The 18,590-nt window shown below is 60.4% G+C and carries 21 protein-coding genes; 2 read left to right on the plus strand and 19 right to left on the minus strand.

From position 1 onward, the window contains the following. Positions 1–9 precede the first annotated feature (9 nt). The 4 genes from ACT7DK_RS19260 to ftrA form a co-directional block, all read right to left on the minus strand. On the minus strand, positions 10–417 hold the full coding sequence (locus ACT7DK_RS19260; RefSeq protein ID WP_445402010.1) for a VOC family protein: 408 nt from the start codon (positions 415–417) through the stop codon (positions 10–12). Between the two features lie 10 nt (positions 418–427). Then, the gene (locus ACT7DK_RS19265) at positions 428–919 is read right to left on the minus strand and encodes a gamma-glutamylcyclotransferase family protein (protein ID WP_445402012.1); all 492 of its coding nucleotides are present in this window, start codon (positions 917–919) and stop codon (positions 428–430) included. A gap of 9 nt (positions 920–928) precedes the next feature. Then, complete coding sequence (locus ACT7DK_RS19270; protein WP_445402014.1) at positions 929–2,713, minus strand: ABCB family ABC transporter ATP-binding protein/permease; 1,785 nt, start codon at positions 2,711–2,713, stop codon at positions 929–931. 104 nt (positions 2,714–2,817) lie between these two features. After that, positions 2,818–3,795 carry a transcriptional regulator FtrA gene (gene ftrA, locus ACT7DK_RS19275; protein WP_445402016.1) on the minus strand — a complete coding sequence of 326 codons (978 nt, stop codon included), beginning with the start codon at positions 3,793–3,795 and terminating at the stop codon, positions 2,818–2,820. 97 nt (positions 3,796–3,892) lie between these two features. Between ftrA and ACT7DK_RS19280 the strand changes: the two genes are divergently transcribed. Continuing rightward, on the plus strand, positions 3,893–4,321 hold the full coding sequence (locus ACT7DK_RS19280; protein WP_445402018.1) for a rhodanese-like domain-containing protein: 429 nt from the start codon (positions 3,893–3,895) through the stop codon (positions 4,319–4,321). On the opposite strand, the gene ACT7DK_RS19285 is transcribed toward ACT7DK_RS19280, so the two are convergent. From ACT7DK_RS19285 to ACT7DK_RS19325, 9 genes are all read right to left on the minus strand, one after another. After that, on the minus strand, positions 4,318–4,980 hold the full coding sequence (locus tag ACT7DK_RS19285) for a DUF2459 domain-containing protein (RefSeq protein ID WP_445402020.1): 663 nt from the start codon (positions 4,978–4,980) through the stop codon (positions 4,318–4,320). The two genes, ACT7DK_RS19280 and ACT7DK_RS19285, sit on opposite strands and share 4 nt — an antisense overlap. Before the next feature lie 142 nt (positions 4,981–5,122). Next, positions 5,123–5,440, minus strand: coding sequence for a pYEATS domain-containing protein (locus tag ACT7DK_RS19290; protein ID WP_445402022.1), 318 nt, complete (start codon positions 5,438–5,440; stop codon positions 5,123–5,125). 84 nt (positions 5,441–5,524) lie between these two features. Beyond that, positions 5,525–6,622 (minus strand): ISAs1 family transposase, encoded by a 1,098-nt coding sequence (locus ACT7DK_RS19295; RefSeq protein WP_445398281.1) that lies wholly within the window; start codon positions 6,620–6,622, stop codon positions 5,525–5,527. Positions 6,623–6,675: 53 nt separating this feature from the next. Continuing rightward, positions 6,676–7,104 carry a hypothetical protein gene (locus ACT7DK_RS19300; protein WP_445402024.1) on the minus strand — a complete coding sequence of 143 codons (429 nt, stop codon included), beginning with the start codon at positions 7,102–7,104 and terminating at the stop codon, positions 6,676–6,678. A 464-nt stretch (positions 7,105–7,568) separates the two neighbouring features. Then, positions 7,569–8,117: a hypothetical protein gene (locus ACT7DK_RS19305; RefSeq protein WP_445402026.1), complete on the minus strand. Its 549-nt coding sequence runs from the start codon at positions 8,115–8,117 to the stop codon at positions 7,569–7,571. Between the two features lie 16 nt (positions 8,118–8,133). Next, complete coding sequence (locus ACT7DK_RS19310; RefSeq protein WP_445402028.1) at positions 8,134–8,421, minus strand: hypothetical protein; 288 nt, start codon at positions 8,419–8,421, stop codon at positions 8,134–8,136. A gap of 24 nt (positions 8,422–8,445) precedes the next feature. Then, a complete protein-coding gene (locus ACT7DK_RS19315; RefSeq protein WP_445402030.1) occupies positions 8,446–9,123 on the minus strand; it encodes a hypothetical protein in 678 nt (225 codons plus the stop codon). A 189-nt stretch (positions 9,124–9,312) separates the two neighbouring features. Continuing rightward, positions 9,313–10,209: a hypothetical protein gene (locus ACT7DK_RS19320; RefSeq protein ID WP_445402032.1), complete on the minus strand. Its 897-nt coding sequence runs from the start codon at positions 10,207–10,209 to the stop codon at positions 9,313–9,315. A 93-nt stretch (positions 10,210–10,302) separates the two neighbouring features. Then, positions 10,303–11,226: a hypothetical protein gene (locus ACT7DK_RS19325; RefSeq protein WP_445402034.1), complete on the minus strand. Its 924-nt coding sequence runs from the start codon at positions 11,224–11,226 to the stop codon at positions 10,303–10,305. Positions 11,227–11,749: 523 nt separating this feature from the next. On the opposite strand from ACT7DK_RS19325, the gene zntB reads away from it, so the two are divergent. Further along, on the plus strand, positions 11,750–12,715 hold the full coding sequence (zntB, locus tag ACT7DK_RS19330) for a zinc transporter ZntB (protein ID WP_445402036.1): 966 nt from the start codon (positions 11,750–11,752) through the stop codon (positions 12,713–12,715). Here zntB and ACT7DK_RS19335 read toward each other — a convergent pair whose 3' ends face one another. From ACT7DK_RS19335 to ACT7DK_RS19360, 6 genes are all read right to left on the minus strand, one after another. After that, positions 12,716–13,210 (minus strand): hypothetical protein, encoded by a 495-nt coding sequence (locus ACT7DK_RS19335; RefSeq protein WP_445402038.1) that lies wholly within the window; start codon positions 13,208–13,210, stop codon positions 12,716–12,718. A 132-nt stretch (positions 13,211–13,342) separates the two neighbouring features. Continuing rightward, positions 13,343–13,477 carry an entericidin A/B family lipoprotein gene (locus ACT7DK_RS19340; RefSeq protein WP_445402040.1) on the minus strand — a complete coding sequence of 45 codons (135 nt, stop codon included), beginning with the start codon at positions 13,475–13,477 and terminating at the stop codon, positions 13,343–13,345. A gap of 69 nt (positions 13,478–13,546) precedes the next feature. Further along, positions 13,547–14,926, minus strand: coding sequence for an ABC transporter ATP-binding protein (locus ACT7DK_RS19345; protein ID WP_445402042.1), 1,380 nt, complete (start codon positions 14,924–14,926; stop codon positions 13,547–13,549). Continuing rightward, a complete protein-coding gene (locus ACT7DK_RS19350; protein WP_445402044.1) occupies positions 14,923–15,756 on the minus strand; it encodes an ABC transporter permease in 834 nt (277 codons plus the stop codon). Before ACT7DK_RS19350 ends, ACT7DK_RS19345 begins: the two co-directional genes overlap by 4 nt. After that, entirely contained in the window at positions 15,753–16,688 is a 936-nt protein-coding gene (locus tag ACT7DK_RS19355; protein WP_445402046.1) for an ABC transporter permease, read from the minus strand. The genes ACT7DK_RS19350 and ACT7DK_RS19355 overlap by 4 nt, the downstream gene beginning before the upstream one ends. Next, a complete protein-coding gene (locus tag ACT7DK_RS19360; protein WP_445402048.1) occupies positions 16,685–18,205 on the minus strand; it encodes an ABC transporter substrate-binding protein in 1,521 nt (506 codons plus the stop codon). The genes ACT7DK_RS19355 and ACT7DK_RS19360 overlap by 4 nt, the downstream gene beginning before the upstream one ends. Positions 18,206–18,590: the final 385 nt, after the last annotated feature.

The raw sequence follows: 18,590 nt of genomic DNA on the forward strand, positions 1-18,590 counted from the left end.
GCGGCATAGTCACGGCATAGCGACGGCGGGCTCCTGGTAGGGCCCGCCGATAAACTGCACCAGGCAGAAACCGTTGCCGAAGGGGTCGCTCAGGGTGACCAGCCGGCCCCAGGAAAAGTGCCGGAGGGGACTTTCCTGACGGGCGCCGGCCGCCCTGGCCCGGCGGACCGCCCGCTCGATGTCGTCCACCACGAAGTCCAGGTGCACCGGAGTCCAGTGCCGCCGGTAGCGGCGGCGCTCGCCCCCGGCCGGGCTGCCGGCCGGCTGCTCAAGCAGGTAGAGGCGGACCCCGGCCCCGTCCAGCTCGGCCACCTGATCCCCGAACAGCCGGCGCGACAACCGCAGCGGCAAGGCCGCCTGGTAGAAGGCGATGGCCAGCTCCAGATCCGCCACGTCGATATTCACCAACACCTTCATGCCCCGTCCCTCATCGGTAGATGGCGCCTTCCTCGGCGTTCCGGCCGGGATCCGGATCCGGCCGGCACGCGACCGCCTCGAGGGCACCGATATAGTCCGCCGGCAGCGCCGCCTCCCGGGCCCCCACCAGCACATGGTGCAGATACCAGCAGTAGGGGCGCAGGCCGGGATCACGGCGGGTGGCGTAGTAGGTAAAGGCGCGCAACCGCCGGCCGCCGGCGTCCTCGACCCACACCCATTTGTCGCCGTACCCTTGCCCCCGCCCTTCCACCTCGTCCAGCCGCGCCTTGCCCCCAGGCGGGAGCGCGAACACCACGCCGTGGACCCCGTCCGCCGGGTTTCCGGTTTCGACGGCGTCGCACTTGCCCGAGCCGTCCCGCCCCACCTTGTGGAAGCAGAGCCGGTGCCCGGCGAGCCGGAAGCGGCCCAGCGGGCGGGCGCCCGGCACCCTGGCGCGCAGCCGCGCCAGCGACATGTTGGAGCCGTAGGCGAAGTAGTGCATGCTGCCTCCTCAGCCGGCCAGCCCGATCGCCGCCTCCCGCTGCCGCTGTTGCTGCTGGAGCCGCCACATATGGGCGTAGCTGCCGCCCTGGGCCAGCAAGGCGGCGTGGGTGCCCTGCTCGATGATGCGGCCGTCCTGCATCACCAGGATATGGTCGGCGTCCACTATGGTGGACAGCCGGTGGGCGATGACCAGGCTGCTCTGGCCGCGGGACACTTCGCGGATGGCCTGCAGAATGCTTTGCTCGGCGCGGCTGTCGAGCGACGAGGTGGCCTCGTCGAACACCAGTATCGGCGGCCGCTTGAGGATGGTGCGGGCGATGGCCACCCGCTGCTTTTCGCCGCCGCTGAGCTTGAGCCCGCGCTCGCCCACCAGGGTGTTGCCCCCTTCCGGCAGTTTGGCGATAAAGCCGTCCAGGTGCGCCAGGCGGATGGCCTCGTTCACCTCTTCCTCGCCGGCGTCGATACGGCCGTAGCGGACGTTGTCGTAGATGGAGGCGTTGAACAGCACCGTGTCCTGCGGCACTATGCCGATGGCCCGGCGCAGCGAGGCCTGGCTGACGGTGCGGATGTCCTGGCCGTCGATCAGGATGGCGCCCCGGTCCACGTCATAGAAGCGGAACAGCAGCTTGACCAGGGTCGACTTGCCCGAGCCGCTGGCCCCCACCACCGCCAGCTTTTGCCGGGGCCGCAGGGTAAAGCTCACCCCGTCCAGTATCTGCCGGTCCGGCCGGTAACCGAAGCCCACCCCGCGGAATTCGATCTCGCCCCGCGACACCCGCAGTTCGGGCGCGCCCGGCGCGTCCTGGATGCCGGGCTCCCGGCGCAGCAGCGCGAACATGCGCTCGATATTGGCGAGCGACCCCTTCATCTCCCGGTAGACGAAGCCCAGAAAGTTGAGCGGCATAAACAGCTGCATCATAAAGGCGTTGATCAGCACGAAGTCGCCCAGGGTCATGCTGCCCTGCACCACATGGTGGCCGGCCAACACCATCATGGCGGTCATCGCCAGGGCGATGATCAGCGCCTGGCCGCCGTTGAGCGCGAACAGGGTCAGCCGGTTCTTGCGCCGGGCCTCTTCCCACTCGGCCAGATCCCGGTCGTAACGCTCGGCCTCGAAGCCCTCGTTGTTGAAGTATTTGACCGTTTCGAAGTTGAGCAGGCTGTCCACCGCCCGGGAGTGGGTTTGCGAGTCAGCCTTGTTGGCGGCGCGCACATAGCCGGTGCGCCAGTCGGTGGCCAGCACCGACCAGGCCACGTACAGCACCACCGCCACCAGGGTGATGAGCGCAAACCAGGCCGGGTAGTTGAGCAGCAACAGCCCCACCACCAGGCCGATTTCCAGCAGGGTGGGCACGATGTTGAACACCATGAAGCGCAGCAGAAAGCCCACCCCGGTCACGCCCCGCTCTATGTCCCGCGACAGGCCGCCGGTGCTGCGGTTGAGGTGAAAGTCCAGCTCCAGCCGGTGCAGGTGGTTGAACACCCCGAGGCCGATGCGGCGCATGGCCCGCTCGGTGACCCGGCCGAACAGGGCGTCGCGGATTTCACCGAACAGCACGTTGGCGAGGCGCGCAGCGCCGTAGGCCAGCAGCAGCCCGAGCGGCAGCACCAGCACCGGGTTGGCGGCGGCGTCCATGGCGTCCACCGCGTATTTGAGCAGAAAGGGCAGGCCCACGCTGGCCAGCTTGGCCGCCACCAGGCAGCCCAGGGCCAGGGCGATGCGGCCCTTGTAGTCCAGCAGGTAGGGCAGCAGGGTGTTGAGGGTGCGGATATTGAACGGGGTTTCGTCCATATCCGGATGCCAGGAGCCGTGTCGCATGATGCCGCCTGTGAAGAGGGAACGGGAATACGTTCATCATAGCCCCTGCACGCCCCGCGGATAACCACCCGGGCCCGCTACTCCGCCGACGGCGGCCCGCCCCGGCCGAAGCGCTCCCGGTATACCGAGGGCGGCAGGCCGACCCGGGCGCGAAAGGCCACCCGAAAGCTCTCCGCCGAGCGGTAGCCGCACAGCTCGGCGATGCGCTCGCTGCCGAGCCCGGTGCTTTCCAGCAGTTCCCGCGCCCGGGCCAGGCGCTCGTGCTGCAGCCAGGCCTTGGGCGCCATGCCGGTGGCCTCGGTAAAGCGGCGCAGAAAGGTGCGCTCGCTCATGGCCGCCCGTTCGGCCAGCTGGCGCACCGCCAGCGGCTGCTCCAGCCGCTCCCGCGCCCACTGCATGACCCGCGACAGGTCGTTGCGCGGGGTGCGGCTGACCGGGGCCGGAATAAACTGGGCCTGGCCGCCGGTGCGCTGGGGCGGCGTGACCAGCCGCCGGGCCACGCTGTTGGCCACCTGGGTGCCGAAGTCCCGCGCCACCAGGTGCAGGCAGGCATCGATGCCCGCCGCGCTGCCGGCCGAGGTGATCAGTTGGCCGGCATCCACGTAGAGCACCTCCGGATCCACCTCGATCAGCGGAAAACGCGCCGCCAGCTCCTGCGCGTAGCGCCAGTGGGTGGTGGCGCGGCGCCCGTCGAGCAGGCCGGCGGCGGCCAGCACGAACACCCCGGAGCAGATGGAAAGAATGCGCGCGCCCCGCCCGTGGGCGAGCCGCAGCGCCTGCACCAGCCCGGCCGGGGGCGGCTCGCTGCGGCTGCGCCAGCCCGGCACTATGATGGTGCGGGCCTCGGCCAGCGATGGCAGGTCCGCCTCCGCCAGCACCCGGATGCCGCCCATGGCCCGCAGCGGGCCCGGCTCCACCGCCACGATGCGGTGCTCGTACCAGGGAAAATCGAACTCCGGGCGCGGCAGCCCGAAGATTTCGACGGCGATGCCGAACTCGAAGGTGCAGAGGCCGTCGTAGGCCAGAATGGCCACCAGGCCGGGGGTTGCATGCATTGGCGGAAAACTACCGGTAGCTGTCTTGTTCGCCACTGTAGCACTCCCGCCGCGCGGGTTACAGTGGCCCGGTATTCACCCCCACAAGGAGCACACTATGCCAAGCCTGGTCAGCACCATTGCCGCCGCCCCCGCCGCCGAGGCCCTGCGCCACTTTAGCCAACGCCTGAGCTTCGAGACCGACTGTTCGGACGTGCACGCCAGCCTGCAGGCGGGCGAGGCCGACTTCATCCTGGTGGACGTGCGCGGCCCCGCCGCCTTCGCCTTGGGCCATGTGCCGGGCGCCGTCAACATTCCCCACCGGCAGCTGAGCGCCGACACCCTGGCGGCCTACCCCCACGACAGCCTGTTCGTGGTGTATTGCGCCGGGCCCCACTGCAACGGCGCCAACCGGGCCGCCGTGCGGCTGGCGAGCCTGGGTTACCCGGTGAAGGAGATGATCGGCGGCCTGCTCGGCTGGCGGGACGAAGGCTTCGCCCTGACCAAACCCGGCCAGGGCGACACCGACCCGGGCTGCGCCTGTTAAACGCCGGACGCGACGCAGCACCGGTAAGTGGCCGCTGCCGCCCCGGCCTGGCGCATCAGGCCGCCGGCGGTAAGGGCCAGGGCCGGGCGCATGGGCACGCCGGCGTCGCCCAGACGCCGGGCCACCCAGGTGTTGCAGGTATAAAAGAGGTGGTAGCGCTCGCCGGACTCGAAAAAACCGCCGTTGCCGTAGAGCCCCGCCCCCGCATACCGCGGACGGCCCTCGCCGTTGCGCGCGAAGGAGGCCGCCACCCGGTCCAGCAGCCGCTCCAGCCCGGCCGGCGACACCCGCAGTTCGACCCGCTCCAGCTCGGTAAAATACCGCTCTACCGGCCCGGACAGGGGCACCAGATGCACCACGCTGGCCGTGGGCCAGAGCAGGGCCCGCAGCGCCAGGCCGGAGCCCGCGCCCTCGGTCTGGTAAAAGACCCGGTCGCCCCAGCCCACCTCGTACAACAAGGCCCCGGGGAAATACTCCTCCAGCCCCGGCAGCCGCCGCTCCAGCCCCGCCGCCGGCACCACCAGCCCGACATGCAGGCCATGGTTGACCAGGTAAAGGGGCACACCCTGTTCCAGCGACGCCGGCAACGGCCGCCCCCCGCCGGCCGCACCGCAACCGGCGCAGAGCAGGCAAAGCAACAAGGCAAACCAGGGGTGCATACAAGACTCCCTTAAGGTGGGCTGTTATTGAGTATTGCAGATATACGGATGCCAAACGGGCCCCGAAGGGCCCGCTTGGAGGGATGGTTAACGCCGCATTCACCGGCTTGTTCCGATGCAGTTGTTTGTTAGGCATAAACTCTCACTTCACTACAGCCATGCCAGGATTAATATTATTGTAGATTTTCATTTTTTCACCTGATTCTAGTTCTACTTCAGCTTCTAAGTTAAAGCTTTTCCATGCATCAATTTTAATTTGAAAATTTTCATCTCTATTTGTTGTAACTACAGGTCCTGATCCGAACTGGTCCCGTGGAAGCGCCCATTTAACTGATATTGCACGTTCAGGAAGTTTGCTTTCATCTATTTGAAGCATTATTTTATAGTCTGGCTGTAAAATTCCTTTATCTGCTAACCAAGCCTTTAGGCCACTTTGATCTTGAGTGGCTTGATAAATCAATACATCATCCTGTGGAACGGCGACCGCTAAATCGTCTTTACTCTGTGTCCAGTCATCAGGGCGGGAGCACACTTTGCTGTAAATTTAACCAAAGAATAATTGAGCCCGATAATCGTCGTTCCAACTGGCTCGCTTCAGCTTGTTGCGCTGACTCGGTGAACCACATTCGCTCTGCTTGAGGATGTTCATCACGAACCGCCGGAACAGCGCCATGTTTTCGACTGCGTCACCAGTGGCAATCCGGGAGGCATCTTCATTGAACACCACATCCAGAACGTAATGCTGACTGTTTTCTATCCGCCAATGCTGACGGATGTAGTGCCCCAACAGCTTATGCTTGGGCGACATGGAGCTGACATAGTAAGAGGTATCCACCGTCCCTTTGCCATCGATGGTGCGGTGCCGTTCCACGGCGATGATACTGCGGATAGTCGGCCATTTTTCTGCTAGCTCTGCAGGTAGTTTTGCTTTTAATTGAAAGACATAGCGCTCTTCCTTGCGACCATGACCGGTTTCCTTGTGCTCAACGACCACTTTCTCTTTGCGGGCGTCGAAGACCGTCTGGAACTGAGACTGGACGGCTTTGCGTAGCGTGGGCTGATTGTGTTTAACCTGCACCACGACATGGGCTTTTTTGTCCTGGATTTTTTCCAGGGTCTCCCGCTGACAGTGCAGCGCATCCAGGGTCACCACGGCGCCGTTGAGGTTGAGCATATCCAGCATGTCCCGAACCGTCGCGATTTCTCCCTTCTTGGACGGGGTGGCTTTTTGACTCAACACCAGGCCGTTTTCGGTATCGTAAGCCGTGACCAGCTGCACCGCCTGAGCGGCGTTGTTGCGGTAGGAGCCGCGCAACACCTTGCCGTCGAAGGCAATAATGGGCTTGCCGTGATGGGTGCGATGTTCATTGACCCAGTTCAGCAAGGCCTCCAGCAAGGATTCAATCACTATGCAGCGGAGAATGCGTGCAATGGTATGCCGACGCGGAATGCCATGAGTAAAGGGGCGGTACCGACGCAACCAGTCGGCTTTGGCATCGCCATAGGTTTCAATGTCTTGCCAACCTTCAGCACCGGCCATGATGGCGCTGATAACCAGGAACATGACGTCCACCAGGTCATGCTTTTGGTTGATATCTGAACGGGTTTCTTCAACAAGGGTAAGGTGTTCTATCAGGGTCATGGTCAGGCTCCTTCGGCAAGAGGTGCTGATTAGATCACAGACGATCCACCCGTTCAAATTTCATTAACAAAGTATGATCCCGCCCTGGTCCAGTCATAGAATAATGGTTTTTTCTGTTTTAACGCTGGCAAATCATCACCAAGTGATTCGGCATAAACGCTATTTATTAAATTTAACTCTAAAGTTAGCCCTCCCTTTTCTTTATCTAATACAGCATGTGTCCCAGTTGCCATAGCGAAAATTATTATTGCATTAAGTAAATAGTAGAAACCCTTACTAAACACCCCAATGCTTCCATCAGTAAACTCTTTGCTGTGAAATACAACTCCAGTAAAAATTAAGCTAAATAATAACAACGAAAGAGGCAATGATAAATCGAACATTGAAAACGCCGCTCCAGAAGCTGTTGCAACCACCGCTGCCATTCCCCCAGGAGTCAACATTGATTTAGGATTGATAAATTCCTCTACTTTTATAGTCATTTTTCTATTCTCCCTTGATGTGTTTATGTGCCTAACGCCGCCAGCAGGGGAAGACAAAGTACGCAGCGGTTTAGCTGTTTGATGCTGCATGGCTTTGTTAGGCTAATCTTGCTCCAGAAACTGACCATCCTCTTGCCCTTTTTTATTTAGTTGGGCTAATGCGATTTTTATAGAGGGCGGAAAACTAAAATTTATCGTCTGATTTCCGATAAAACATTGGCCACTCGCTAGCATTTGGAGTTCGCTAGAACTAATTGGGTCGATAGGATTGCGCAATACTCCCGCCACCGAAGATATAGCCCAATTACACAAGACAAAAGCATTAGTTGTAGATGGAGGATCTATGCATTGTTTGTTGGCAACTCCATTTGATACAGAGCATACTGCTAGCTGGTGTGGCTCACATATAGCTTGCCCGCCTGGAGGTAAGTCACATTGGCAAATATTTCTGACTGGCATACCTATCACCCTTCTATAACTTTAATAGTATAGACCCCATCGTTTTGTAGAATAGTGTAGCTAAATGTACCATCAATATAATGCTTTAATTGATTAAGTGCCTGATTAATATCTTCTGCATTTATATCCATTTGAGGTAACTTGAAATCTAGTTGCTCTTGACTAAAAGAACTAAAAGTAATGGGTGAGTTTTGGGATTTCCCTATCGCCTTAGCACACTGTTCGAAAGTCCACCCAGCCGGAAAGCTCATTTTAATATTAGGAGGTGCATTATCATCTGGTCGATGCCCATACGTAAGCCAAAGAATAAAAAACACAGCAAACCCAGCAGTCCCAGATAAAGTTAGCTTAGTTCCATCCGCCATTCCTTTTGAATAGGATATTAGGGCTTCCCCCGCAAAAAATATTCCCGCGACACCGCCACAAAAAGACGTCAGAAACCTCAAAGTTTTATACTGCGTTGCGCTAGAGGTGTCCTTTATAAAAAATGTTATCATAAGAAAAACGATCAGTAGTGCTGTAAATCCTACAGCTATCCACAATTGAGGAGTCATATAAAATTTCTCTTCATTACACTAATCCAGGCACCTTTTCTGCAATCTTAATTGCAACAACTCCGAGTTCTTCAATACGTTTTTTTAATTGAGCCTGAGCGAGATTAACTCTTGACGCCTCTTTTACAATGGTTATTAGTGCGTCATAAGTTTCAATATCAGTAGTCCACGGAGTGATAGCATCAATTTCTGACTTTGATAGTCCCATCAAAGCCTGAAGCTCATTTTTGTATTTACCATCAAATGCCTCTCTGTTCTCAATCATTTTTCGACGCATTCTTTCTTTGAACTCTTCTGGGGTCATGTCTTCACCTCATTAAATTGGAAGTTATCTTACGATTTTAACAAGCTCTTCAAACTTAGCAATGATTTCTTCTAAATCACTATCATTTTCTTTTGCTTCATAAGTTATCCCTGCAATTTCATCAGATATATTTACTACATCTACTCCTACTTTTGTTCTGAGATCTTTAAGGTCCAATTTTTCAAGTATTTCATTTTGAGCATCATGGACCTTTACAATTGATGCCAAATGACCAGTAACTATTGAATTTGCGTAATGAATTTTCTCATATGATTCATTAATACCGTTAAGAACTGATTTGTATTGTTCGTTAATAGGGGACAGTTTTGTCTTTCGATAACTATCTACTTCCTCATGGATTATAAGATGAAAATATTGTAACTTTTGGTATGCATCTTTCTGTTTTTTACCGGTAACATCTTCCATGCTAGCTGCTTCAATTGAAGTAAGCATGTCTTTTTTTATTGCATCATCAGATAGCGCTCTCTGAATTTGATATGGTAAATAAACATTATCTACGAATTGATTCACATTTTTTATGAGCCCTTCGTAATAAATTTTGACAAGCGCTGTATGTGACTTCCGCATTTCAGCTAAATCTCGACCAACCGTTGCCGATAACTCCACAGCTTCTTTCGGTACTTGCGCGCAGCCGGTTACTAAGGTCAACATTGATACCATGATAACTTGCAGAAGCTTCATACTACCCCCATTTTGAATAGTTATTTAAATTTTCCAAGCTGGCTGTATGGAATATGATTCCGGATTCTCCGGCCTAACGCTATGCTAAGGGGTGAGCAACGCAATACCGAGGCTGCCGCATACCATCTTAATCACAAAAACCAACGCATAGTAAAAATGCCAGCGTCAACTAGCGCCTTGTTGGGCCGACTATGCATGAACCCAAAAACTAAAGCCTGAAAATTTCTCGGATGTCCACCAGATACTGCCACCGTAACGAAAATTGGTTGCGCCTGCATTACTTTGCAACGGACACGTTACAACGCCATTTTTTCGGACGGCATTGCGTCCGATAGTTTCAGGTACAACAGCACATATGTGACCAGGACGATTAAGCTCTTTGCGTCGCGCAGACATGATGCAAACGGAACCTGAGTTAGCTTCATTTTGAAGTTCAGTTAAATCGACAACGCGCCGCCAGCCAAAATCATTCCCGTATTCAGAAATCCAGTTGTAGAGACTATTTGCATTAAGCTCTAAAATCGTTTGGTCATAGACCGGAACAACATTTTCGCCTTTTTGCAATTTTGATATCGCTTTGCTTGTCCACCACACCCTTGGCAGATAAACATTCGCCAAATAGCAGTAATCGTACGCGTAAATATTGCAATACGTCTCTCCGCTCTTTGGCTTGTAGCGTGCGCTATCTTCAACCCTAAGCCAGTCAATGATGCTGCGAAGTTCCGCAGCCTTTTCAAGATTTTTTGATGTGCGTTGCGGCTGTTCTGATTCATTTAGTGGGAATGCGCGTCCACTAGGCGATGCTCTTTGAATAAGCCGATTGGTAGACATGTGAACCGCCCCTATTTTTTTCGTGCTTGAGGGGGCAACGAAGTCATTGGCTGCAGTTAGGTAGGAGCTATTTACGAAACCAGTGACCGACAAGCCGTTAATAACAGCGGAGACACGCCACCACTCTGGATCGGATGCAACCTCTAATTTTTCAACGGATTGCCCGTGATGAAGAACTGCGATTTTGGTGGAAGGAGCAACAACCGGCTGTGACCTCAAGTTCAAAGACGTTGATTCTACTCGGTATTTGGCCATTTCATTCTCCTGCTGAAATTAGATTCTTCAAGGCCCAACGCCGCCAACAGCAGCCTAGCGTAGTGATGGTCCATGCGATGTTGATTGGCCTTGTTATGTGCCAAGCCATTCATGCACTAGCTCTGAGAATTTTGGGTGGATCAAGTAACCGATGGAAGAATGTGGGTTTGACTTTCCATTTCTGACATTGAGGTTGTAGATCGGATAGATGTCCTTGAGACCACCACCAAGTATGCCGAGTTTTAACATCTCCTTGTAGTCATTTCGGATCTTGCTGTCATGCGAAATGTAATCGTCTTCGGCCGCGATGTTGCACCAACGCTTGATATTGGTCGGATACTTCCGAAAGCCCTTGTTGGAGCTTCCTTTGAGACGTGCTCTCACATTCTCATCCCCAAGCGGCGATCCGAGCGTAACGAACAAGTCGACTTTTTTAGACGCACCGTATTCTTGTCTGTATTCGCCATAGTGCGAAAACTTCCATAAGTTATCGAAGCTGATCATTGTTCCCAAGCTATGGGACACCAGTAGCAAATCATCCTCGTTATCGAAGGCCGATCGGAGCACAGGCGTCAATCGATTGCGGACATCACTTCCGAAATATGATTCTTCATTCCAATAATGAGCCATGTCAGGCGCCACAGATGTGATTAGTGACTCCGCCAAATGCAACTTACCAAGAGCCGCGGAGAAGGTGTCAGCCAACGCTTCCTTTAGAAATCCGGCTCTCGATACTCTCTTGTAAGTAGACTTACTGAACTGTGACTTCGAATACGACTTAAGTGTTTCTAAGGCATCGTACCTGCTCTTCGGATCCTCTTCAGGAACATCTAGGAACGCATTCGACAAATCACCATAGTAAACAAAATCTTTGGCAACTCCATCGAATAGCTTCCTACCTTTCACACCAAAATCTCGCTCCAGTCCATGAGCAACTGCCTTAAACCAAAGATCCCTGAGTGCCTGCTTAGATGGCTTTTGCGCTCTTCCGTGGATAAAGATGATTTTTTTCGCCATTTTCTCCTCCCGTGGCAAGGTTAATTTGGCACATAACAATTATATATTGACCCGGATCACCTCCACGCATCGGACCAAATCGCTAAACATTTATAGCCAGATCATAAACATAAAACTGATATTTCTTACATCCAATGCCTGCCAATACCGGAGTAAAACAAGCCGGCTCGATTGCCTCTTTGGCTGCCGGCTATCTGCCTGATATAGAAAAGATCTTTATCGAGAGGTTGGGATTATCGGGAGGTCCGATAAGGGTTATCTCGCCTATTGCGGCTTAGGGGCGTGAATAAGGTCTAAACAAGATGCCACTTGAGTCTGCAAAAGTACGCTACCGCCCGCCGCTGTTATCAGGTCCAAGCGTATCCCTGCCATACCCAGTTGAGCCAAGTATTGTCGCCATGCGACCAAAAATCAATTGCAATTATGGTATTTTCATGAGCCGAAATTTCACTCAACAAGCCCCGGCTGAGGCCTGGGCCGCCTTGGTGTAAGCTGGTGGTTCTGAACTTGGGGGAGAAATACGATGGAGCGGGTGCCGGTTAACAGTATTTATCGCCTGGTGCTGGACGGCGCCGGGGGCATGCGGCCGCTGGCGGCGGGGGCCGGGCTGCCGGCGGACGGGCCCGCCTGGGTGCACCTGGACTACGGCGATCCCGAGTCCGCCCGCTGGCTGAGGCAGAGCCCCCTGCTGGACGAGGCCGTCCGCGAGGCGCTGCTGGGCCAGAGCAGCCGGCCCAAGCTGGTGCGCCAGGGCGACAACCTGCTGCTGATCCTGCGCGGCATCAACCACAACCGGGGCCACAGGCCGGAAGAGATGGTGGCCCTGCGTATCTACATCACGCCTTCGCTCATCATCAGCAGCCGGCGCCGGCCGCTGCTGTCGGAGCAGGACCTGTTCGCCCGGCTCGAGCGCCGCGGCGGCCCGGTCAACCCGGGCGACTGGCTGGTGGAGATGTGCGACGCCCTCACCGACCGGGCCGGCGAGTTCGTGGAAGAGCTGCACGATCAGATCCTGGAGCTGGAAGAAGCGGTGCTGGAGCGCAAGCTGCCGGGCAACGGCCGGCTGGGGCGCATCCGCAAGCAATTGATCCTGATCCGCCGCTACCTGTCGCCGCAGCGGGATCTGGTGGCCCGGCTGGCCAACGAGAAGATCGGCTGGCTGGACGAGGACGACCGCCGCCGCCTGCAGGACATCGCCGACCGGCTGCGCCGCTGGCTGGACGATCTGGATGCGGGCGTGGCCCGCACCGCCGTGCTGGCCGACGAGATCAGCAACCTGATGACCGAGGCCACCAACCGCCGCGCCTACCAGATCTCGGTGATGGCGCTGTTGTTCCTGCCCGCCACCTTTCTCACCGGCCTGTTCGGCATCAACCTGGGCGGTATGCCGGGCGCCGATCATCCCCTCGCCTTCTGGGTTTTCTGCCTGATCATCCTGCTGCTGGGGGTGGCGCTGGGAGTCTGGCTCAAGCTGCGCCGCTGGTGGTAGCTACAGGCCGAACACCAGCAGCAGGCCGAACAGCGCCAGCAGCCAGGCGCTGATGGCCAGTTCGTCGCAGGCGTGGTTGAAAAAGCGGCGCTTGAGGGCGATGGCCTGATCCAGCTCCCGCCCCAGCTGCCGGTATTCGGTTTGCAGCCGTTCCAGGCGGGCCGGGTCGTCGCCGTGCAGCAGGGCGTCCAGCTCGGCCTCCAGCGGCGGGGCGGGCGCCGACGCCGGCGGGCGAAAACTCAGCAGGGCGTGGCCCCAGCCGCAGGCCAGGGTAAAAAAGGCCAGCAGGCACAGCGCCAGGGCTATCCAGCCCAGGGGCCCGGCCGGGTGGAACAGCAGGGCGGCGTTGAAGGCGGTGAGCAAGCCCAGGGCCACCAGCAGCAGGCTGAACAGGGTCAGCAAGCGGCCGCCTCCGCCTTCCAGCCGGCGCAGCTCCCGCCCCTGTTCGGCCAGGTGTGCGCCGAGATGGCCGATGGTCGCCTGGCTTGCGTTCATGCCTCCTCCCCTGGCGTTGTCATGATCCACCTGCCCTGAGGATAGTGAAGAATACGCCCGCCCGGATCCCGGGCGGCGGCGGGCAACGAAAAAGGGCCGGCGCGGATGCGGCCGGCCCTTGGCCCGGGATACTCAGTAGGTGGAGCGCTGAATGGCTTCGCCGCCCGCTTCGATGTCCTGCCCGGCGCCACGCATGGTGTTGCAGCCGGACAACAGTGACAGGGTAAGCAGCGAAAGCAGAACCAGGGCGGGGGTGCGTTTTTTCATGGGGTTTCTCCTTGCCAAGCATTTGGGGAGTGCTTTTGCAGTCTAGCAGCTCCCTCTCCGTTTGGCCCCCTAGCCCAGGGTCAGCACCCGGTCCGCCACCTTGTTCACCAGCGCCGCCTCGTGGCTCACCAGCAGCAGGGCGCAGCCCCGCTCCCGGGCCAGATCGGTCAGCAGCCGGATGGTCTGCTGCTGGGTCACCAGATCCAGCCGCGAGGTGGGCTCGTCGGCAAACAGCAGCACCGGCTCCAGCAGCAGGATGCGCAAAATCGCCAGCCGCTGCAGCTCGCCACCCGACACCTCCCGGGGCGAGCGCGCCAGCAGGTCGGGCGAGAGCCCCAGCCGGGGCAGCAGCCGTTCCACCTCGGCCCAGTCCTTTTGGTGCAGCTGCACCACATCCTTCAGGCTCTGGCCCAGGCTACACCAGGGCGCAAAGGCGGCGGGCGGATCCTGGTAAAGCTTCTGGTAGCGGGTGCGGGCCAGGGCGGGGTCGCGCCACACCGAGCCGGCGTCCGGCTCCAGCAACCCTAAGCAAATGCTGCCCAGGGTGCTCTTGCCGCAGCCACTGGGGCCCACCACCCCCATGATTTCGCCGGCGTTCAGTTCGAACGAGATGTCCCGGAACAGGGCGCGGCCGCCCCGCTCCTTGGCCAGCCCGTCCACCTTCAGCACGGTGGCACCCGCGTTCAGGGGCGCCAGTGCCGGCCAGGCATCGGGCTCGGCGGCCAGCAGGGCCCGGCCGTAGTCGCTGGCGGGCGCCTTCAGCACCTGCTCCGCCGGGCCGGACTCCAGCACCTCGCCGCCCCGCACTATCATCACCTCGCCGCCCAGCTGGCGGGCCACGGCGATGTCGTGGGTGATGGTCAGCAGGCCGCCGCCCGCCTCCGCCACCTGTTTGAGCAGGCCGGTCACCTGGTCGCGGCTGCCCGCGTCCAGGCCCTTGGTGGGCTCGTCGGCAATCACGATATCGGCGCCGCCGGTGCCGGCGGCGGCAAAGGCCAGCCGCTGCATCATGCCGCCCGAGAGCTGGCCGGGCAGCCGGTGCAGGGCGTGGCCCAGGCCGAGCCGGGTCAGATCCTGCGTGGCCTGGCTACGGGCCCGGGCCCAGTCGGCACCCGCCACATGGCGGTAGCCTTCGGCCACCTGCTCCACCGCCTTCATGGTCGGGTCCAGCGCCAGCCAGGGCTCCTGAGGCAGCATGGCGAGCTCGCGGCCCCACAGCTTGCGCCGGGCGGCGGCGGGCAGGCCGCTGAGCTCTTGGCCCCGCAGCCAGATCCGGCCCCGGGCCTGCAATGCCGCCGGCAGGTTGCCCATAATGGCCTGGGCGATCAGGCTCTTGCCGGAGCCGGTTTCCCCCAGCAGGGTCAGCGGCCGGCCGGCCCTGAGGGTGAACGACAGCGGCCGCACTATGCCGGGCACCGCCAGTTGTTCCGCTTTCAGCAGTTCGGTCATGGTTTGCGGCCTCCCGCCAGCAGGTTAAGGGCCAGCACCAGCAGGAACACCGCCGCTATGGGTTGCAGCAGCACCCAGGGTGCCTCGTGGTAATAGGGCAGCAGCTCGGTCATCATCAGGCCCAGCTCGGCGGTGGGCGGGCGCAGCCCCACGCTGACAAAGCCCAGGGCGGCGATGGCCAGGATGGCGGTGGCGGCACCGAAGGCGCCCAGGGTCAGCACCACCGGCGCCAGCGCCGGCCACAGGTGGCGGCGCACTATGTAGCCGGGGCCGAAGCCGAGCAGGCGCGAGGCCTCGATTTGCGGCGAGGCCATCAGGCTGCGGGTGGTCAGGCGCACCACCCGGAAGTATTCGATCCACAGCACCAGGGCGATGCCCACGTACAGGGTCCAGAAGTTGCCCGGCGCTATGGCCACCAGCAGCAACACCAGCAGCAGGCCGGGCAGGGCCAGCAGGGTGTCGGCCAGCACGCCCAGGGCCCGGTCCAGCCAGCCGCCGCGCCAGCCGGCGAGCACGCCCAGCAGCACGCCGGGCACGGCGGCGGTCAGCACCCCGAGCAGGGACAGGCCGAGGGAAAGCCGCACCGCCGCACTCATGCGCGCCAGCATGCTGCGGCCCAGGTGATCGGTGCCGAAGGGTTCGGCCAGGCTGGGCGCGGCCAGGATTTGACTGTAATTTTGCCGGGCCGGATCCAGCTCGGTCAGCAGCGGCAGGCCGAGGCCGAACAGGGCCAGCGCCAGCAGCAGGGCGGCGCCCAGGCGCTGGCGGGCGCTCAGAAAGCGGCGGCCGGCGGCGGGGACCGGGGCGGCCAGGGTCGCGGTTTGGGTCATGCCTCCCTCCTTCTCGGGTCGATACGGTGGCACAGCAGGTCCACCAGGGCGTTGAGCAGCACGAACATCAGCCCCAGCACCAGGGCGGTGCCCTGGATCATGGGGACGTCCCGCGCCACTATGGCGTGCACCAGGGCGTGGCCGATGCCAGGCCAGGCGAACAGGGTTTCCACCACCACCACGCCTTCGATCAGGTACACCAGCTGCATGGCCTGGTGGGCCAGCACCGGCACCGCCACGTTGCGCAGGCCGTGGCGCAGGAACACCCGGCCCTCGCCCAGGCCCTTGGTGCGGCCGAAGGCGTAATAGGCGGAGCCGGCCACCCCCTGCATGGCGTTGCGGCTCACCCGGCAGGCCACGGCGGCCAGCCCCAGGGCCAGGGTCAGCGCCGGCAGCAGGGTGTGGGCCGCGCTGCCGTGGCCGGCGGCGGGCAGCCAGCCCAGCTGCACCGCCAGCAACATCACCAGCAGGATGCCGATCACGAACTGGGGCAGGGCCCGCAGCACGGTCGCCAGCAGCAGGGTCAGCCGGTCGAGCCGGCCGCCGGGCCTGAGCCCGGCCAGGATGCCGAGCGGCGGGCCCAGCAGCAGCGACAGCCCCACGGCGGCCACGGCCAGCTTGAAGGAATGGCCCAACTGATGGCGCAGTTCGTCCATCACCGCCTCGCCGCTCACCAGGGAATGGCCCAGATCCAGCCGCAGCAGATCCCACAGCCAGTGGCCCAGGGCCTGCCAGGCGGGCAGATCCAGGCCCAGCTCGGCGCGCACCGCAGCGGCGGCCGCCGCGTTCACATAGTCGTAGCCGTAGCGGCCGGCGGCGATGCGAAAGGCCATGTCCCCGGGCAGGGCGTGGGTGAGGATATAGGTCAGTACCCCCACCATCAGCGCCACCAGGGCGGCCTGCATCAGCCGGTAGCTCAATACCGGTATCACTGGGCCCACCTCATCTCGCTCACCCGATAGCTGCGCTCGAAGGGATCTATGCTGAAGCCCTCCACCTTGCCGGAGACGGCGGCGGTTTGCTGGTACCAGGCCACCGGGATCACCGGCAGTTGTTCATGCAGTATGCCGGCGGCCTCCAGCCGCAGCCCGGCCACGGTCTCGCCGTCGGTTTGTGCCAGCAGTTGTTGCAAAATCTCGCCCAGACGCGGGGAATGCCAGTTCATGGCGCCCCAGTCGCCGCCTTCCGAGCCGAAGTCCTGCAGCAGGGTGCCGAGGGGATCCGGCACCAGGGCGAAGTTGCGCGCCATCAGCCCCAGTTGCAGGCTGCCGTCCCGGTGGCCGGCGGGGATCTCGCTGGAGTTGGTCACGTTGACCGTCAGCTCCACGCCCAGTTCCCGCAGCTGATCCTGCATGGCGGTGGCCAGCAGCGGCAGCTCCGGCCGATCGGCGAAGGTGGTCAGGGTCAGCCTGAAGGGTTCGCCGTTGCGGCTGAGCATGCCCTTGTCGTCCGCCTGCCAGCCCAGGCCGGCCAGCAGGATCCTGGCCTGCTCCAGATCCCGCTCGGCGCCGGCCACCTCGCTCAGGTGCCAGTCGGTCAAAGAAGGCGGAAACAGCTGGCCGGCCGCCGCCTCGGGGTTGCGCAGCAGGGCCACGGCCATGCCGGTGCGGTCCAGCGCCAGGCTCAGGGCCCGCCGCGCCTCGGGCTCGGCCAGGAAGGGGTGGCCGGCGTTCACCTTGAGGGTCACGGTGCGGGGGATGGGCTCGGAATGCACACTCAGCCGGTTGCTGCGCTGCAGCCTGGCCTGGCTGGCCGGATCCAGGGTGAAGACGATATCGGCGTCGCCGCTTTCCGCCATCAGCGCCCGGGTCTCGCCCCGGCCGGCGGCCAGGTAACTGATCTGTTCGATGGCGGGCGCCTCGCCCCAGTAATCGTTGAAGGCGGCGGCGGTCAGCCTTTGCGGTATCTGCAACTGCTCGATACGGTAGGGGCCGGTGCCGATCACCTGGGTGGCCTCGCCCGTCTCGTTGTAGGAGGCGGGCGCCAGTATCTGGGCGGAGCTGTGGGCCAGCAGCGCCGGCAGCGGCGCGAAGGGGCTGTTCAGGCGGATCTGCAGCTCGTCGCCCTCGGCGGTAATGGCCGCTATCGGCGCCTCGGTCAGCATGCCGGGCTTGGCCAGGGCCAGTTGCAGCGCCCTGGCCGCCACCTCGGCGGTAAGCGGGCTGCCGTCGTGGAAACGCACGCCCGGCCGCAGGGCGAAGCGCCAGCTCAGCTGGTCGTCGGACACCGTCCAGCTCTCGGCCAGGCCGGCTTTGGGGTGGCCCTGGTTGTCCACCTCCACCAGGGTTTCGCCGATCTGCAGCCGGGTATAGACATAGCCGGCCTTGGCGGGGTCGGTGCTGCCGATTTCCCAGGGTGCGACGATGTCGAGCACACCCTCGGTGGCATGGGTGGAAGCGGCAACGGCCAGCAGGCCGGCACCGAGGAAGGAAGATCGCAGTGGCATCATGGGGGCTACCTGAACAATGGATACGAATGAGAACAAATCATTTAGTTATAATATAACATCACAATTCATCCCCATCGTCACCCCGTTGCAAGCATTTTTTATCCGCCAGGGTCTTTGTGGCTGTAACCTTAAACCAGGTTCAAGGCAACAGACTGCTGACCAGGCTTCGTCGTTCTCTGCAGTCACTCCCGCGAAGGCGGGAGTCCGATGCAATCTGTTATGGATCTCCGCCTTCGCGGAGATGACGGGAGTTGAGCGGTAGGTGACGGGAGTTAAGCGGTAGATGACGGGAGTTAAGCGGTAGATAACGGCGGTTGAACAGCGGTGATAAAGGGCAATATCTGGCAAAAAAGCAGGTAATGGACTGAGTCATCAAGCTGAAGCC

The sequence above is a fragment of the Zobellella sp. An-6 genome (assembly GCF_052487945.1).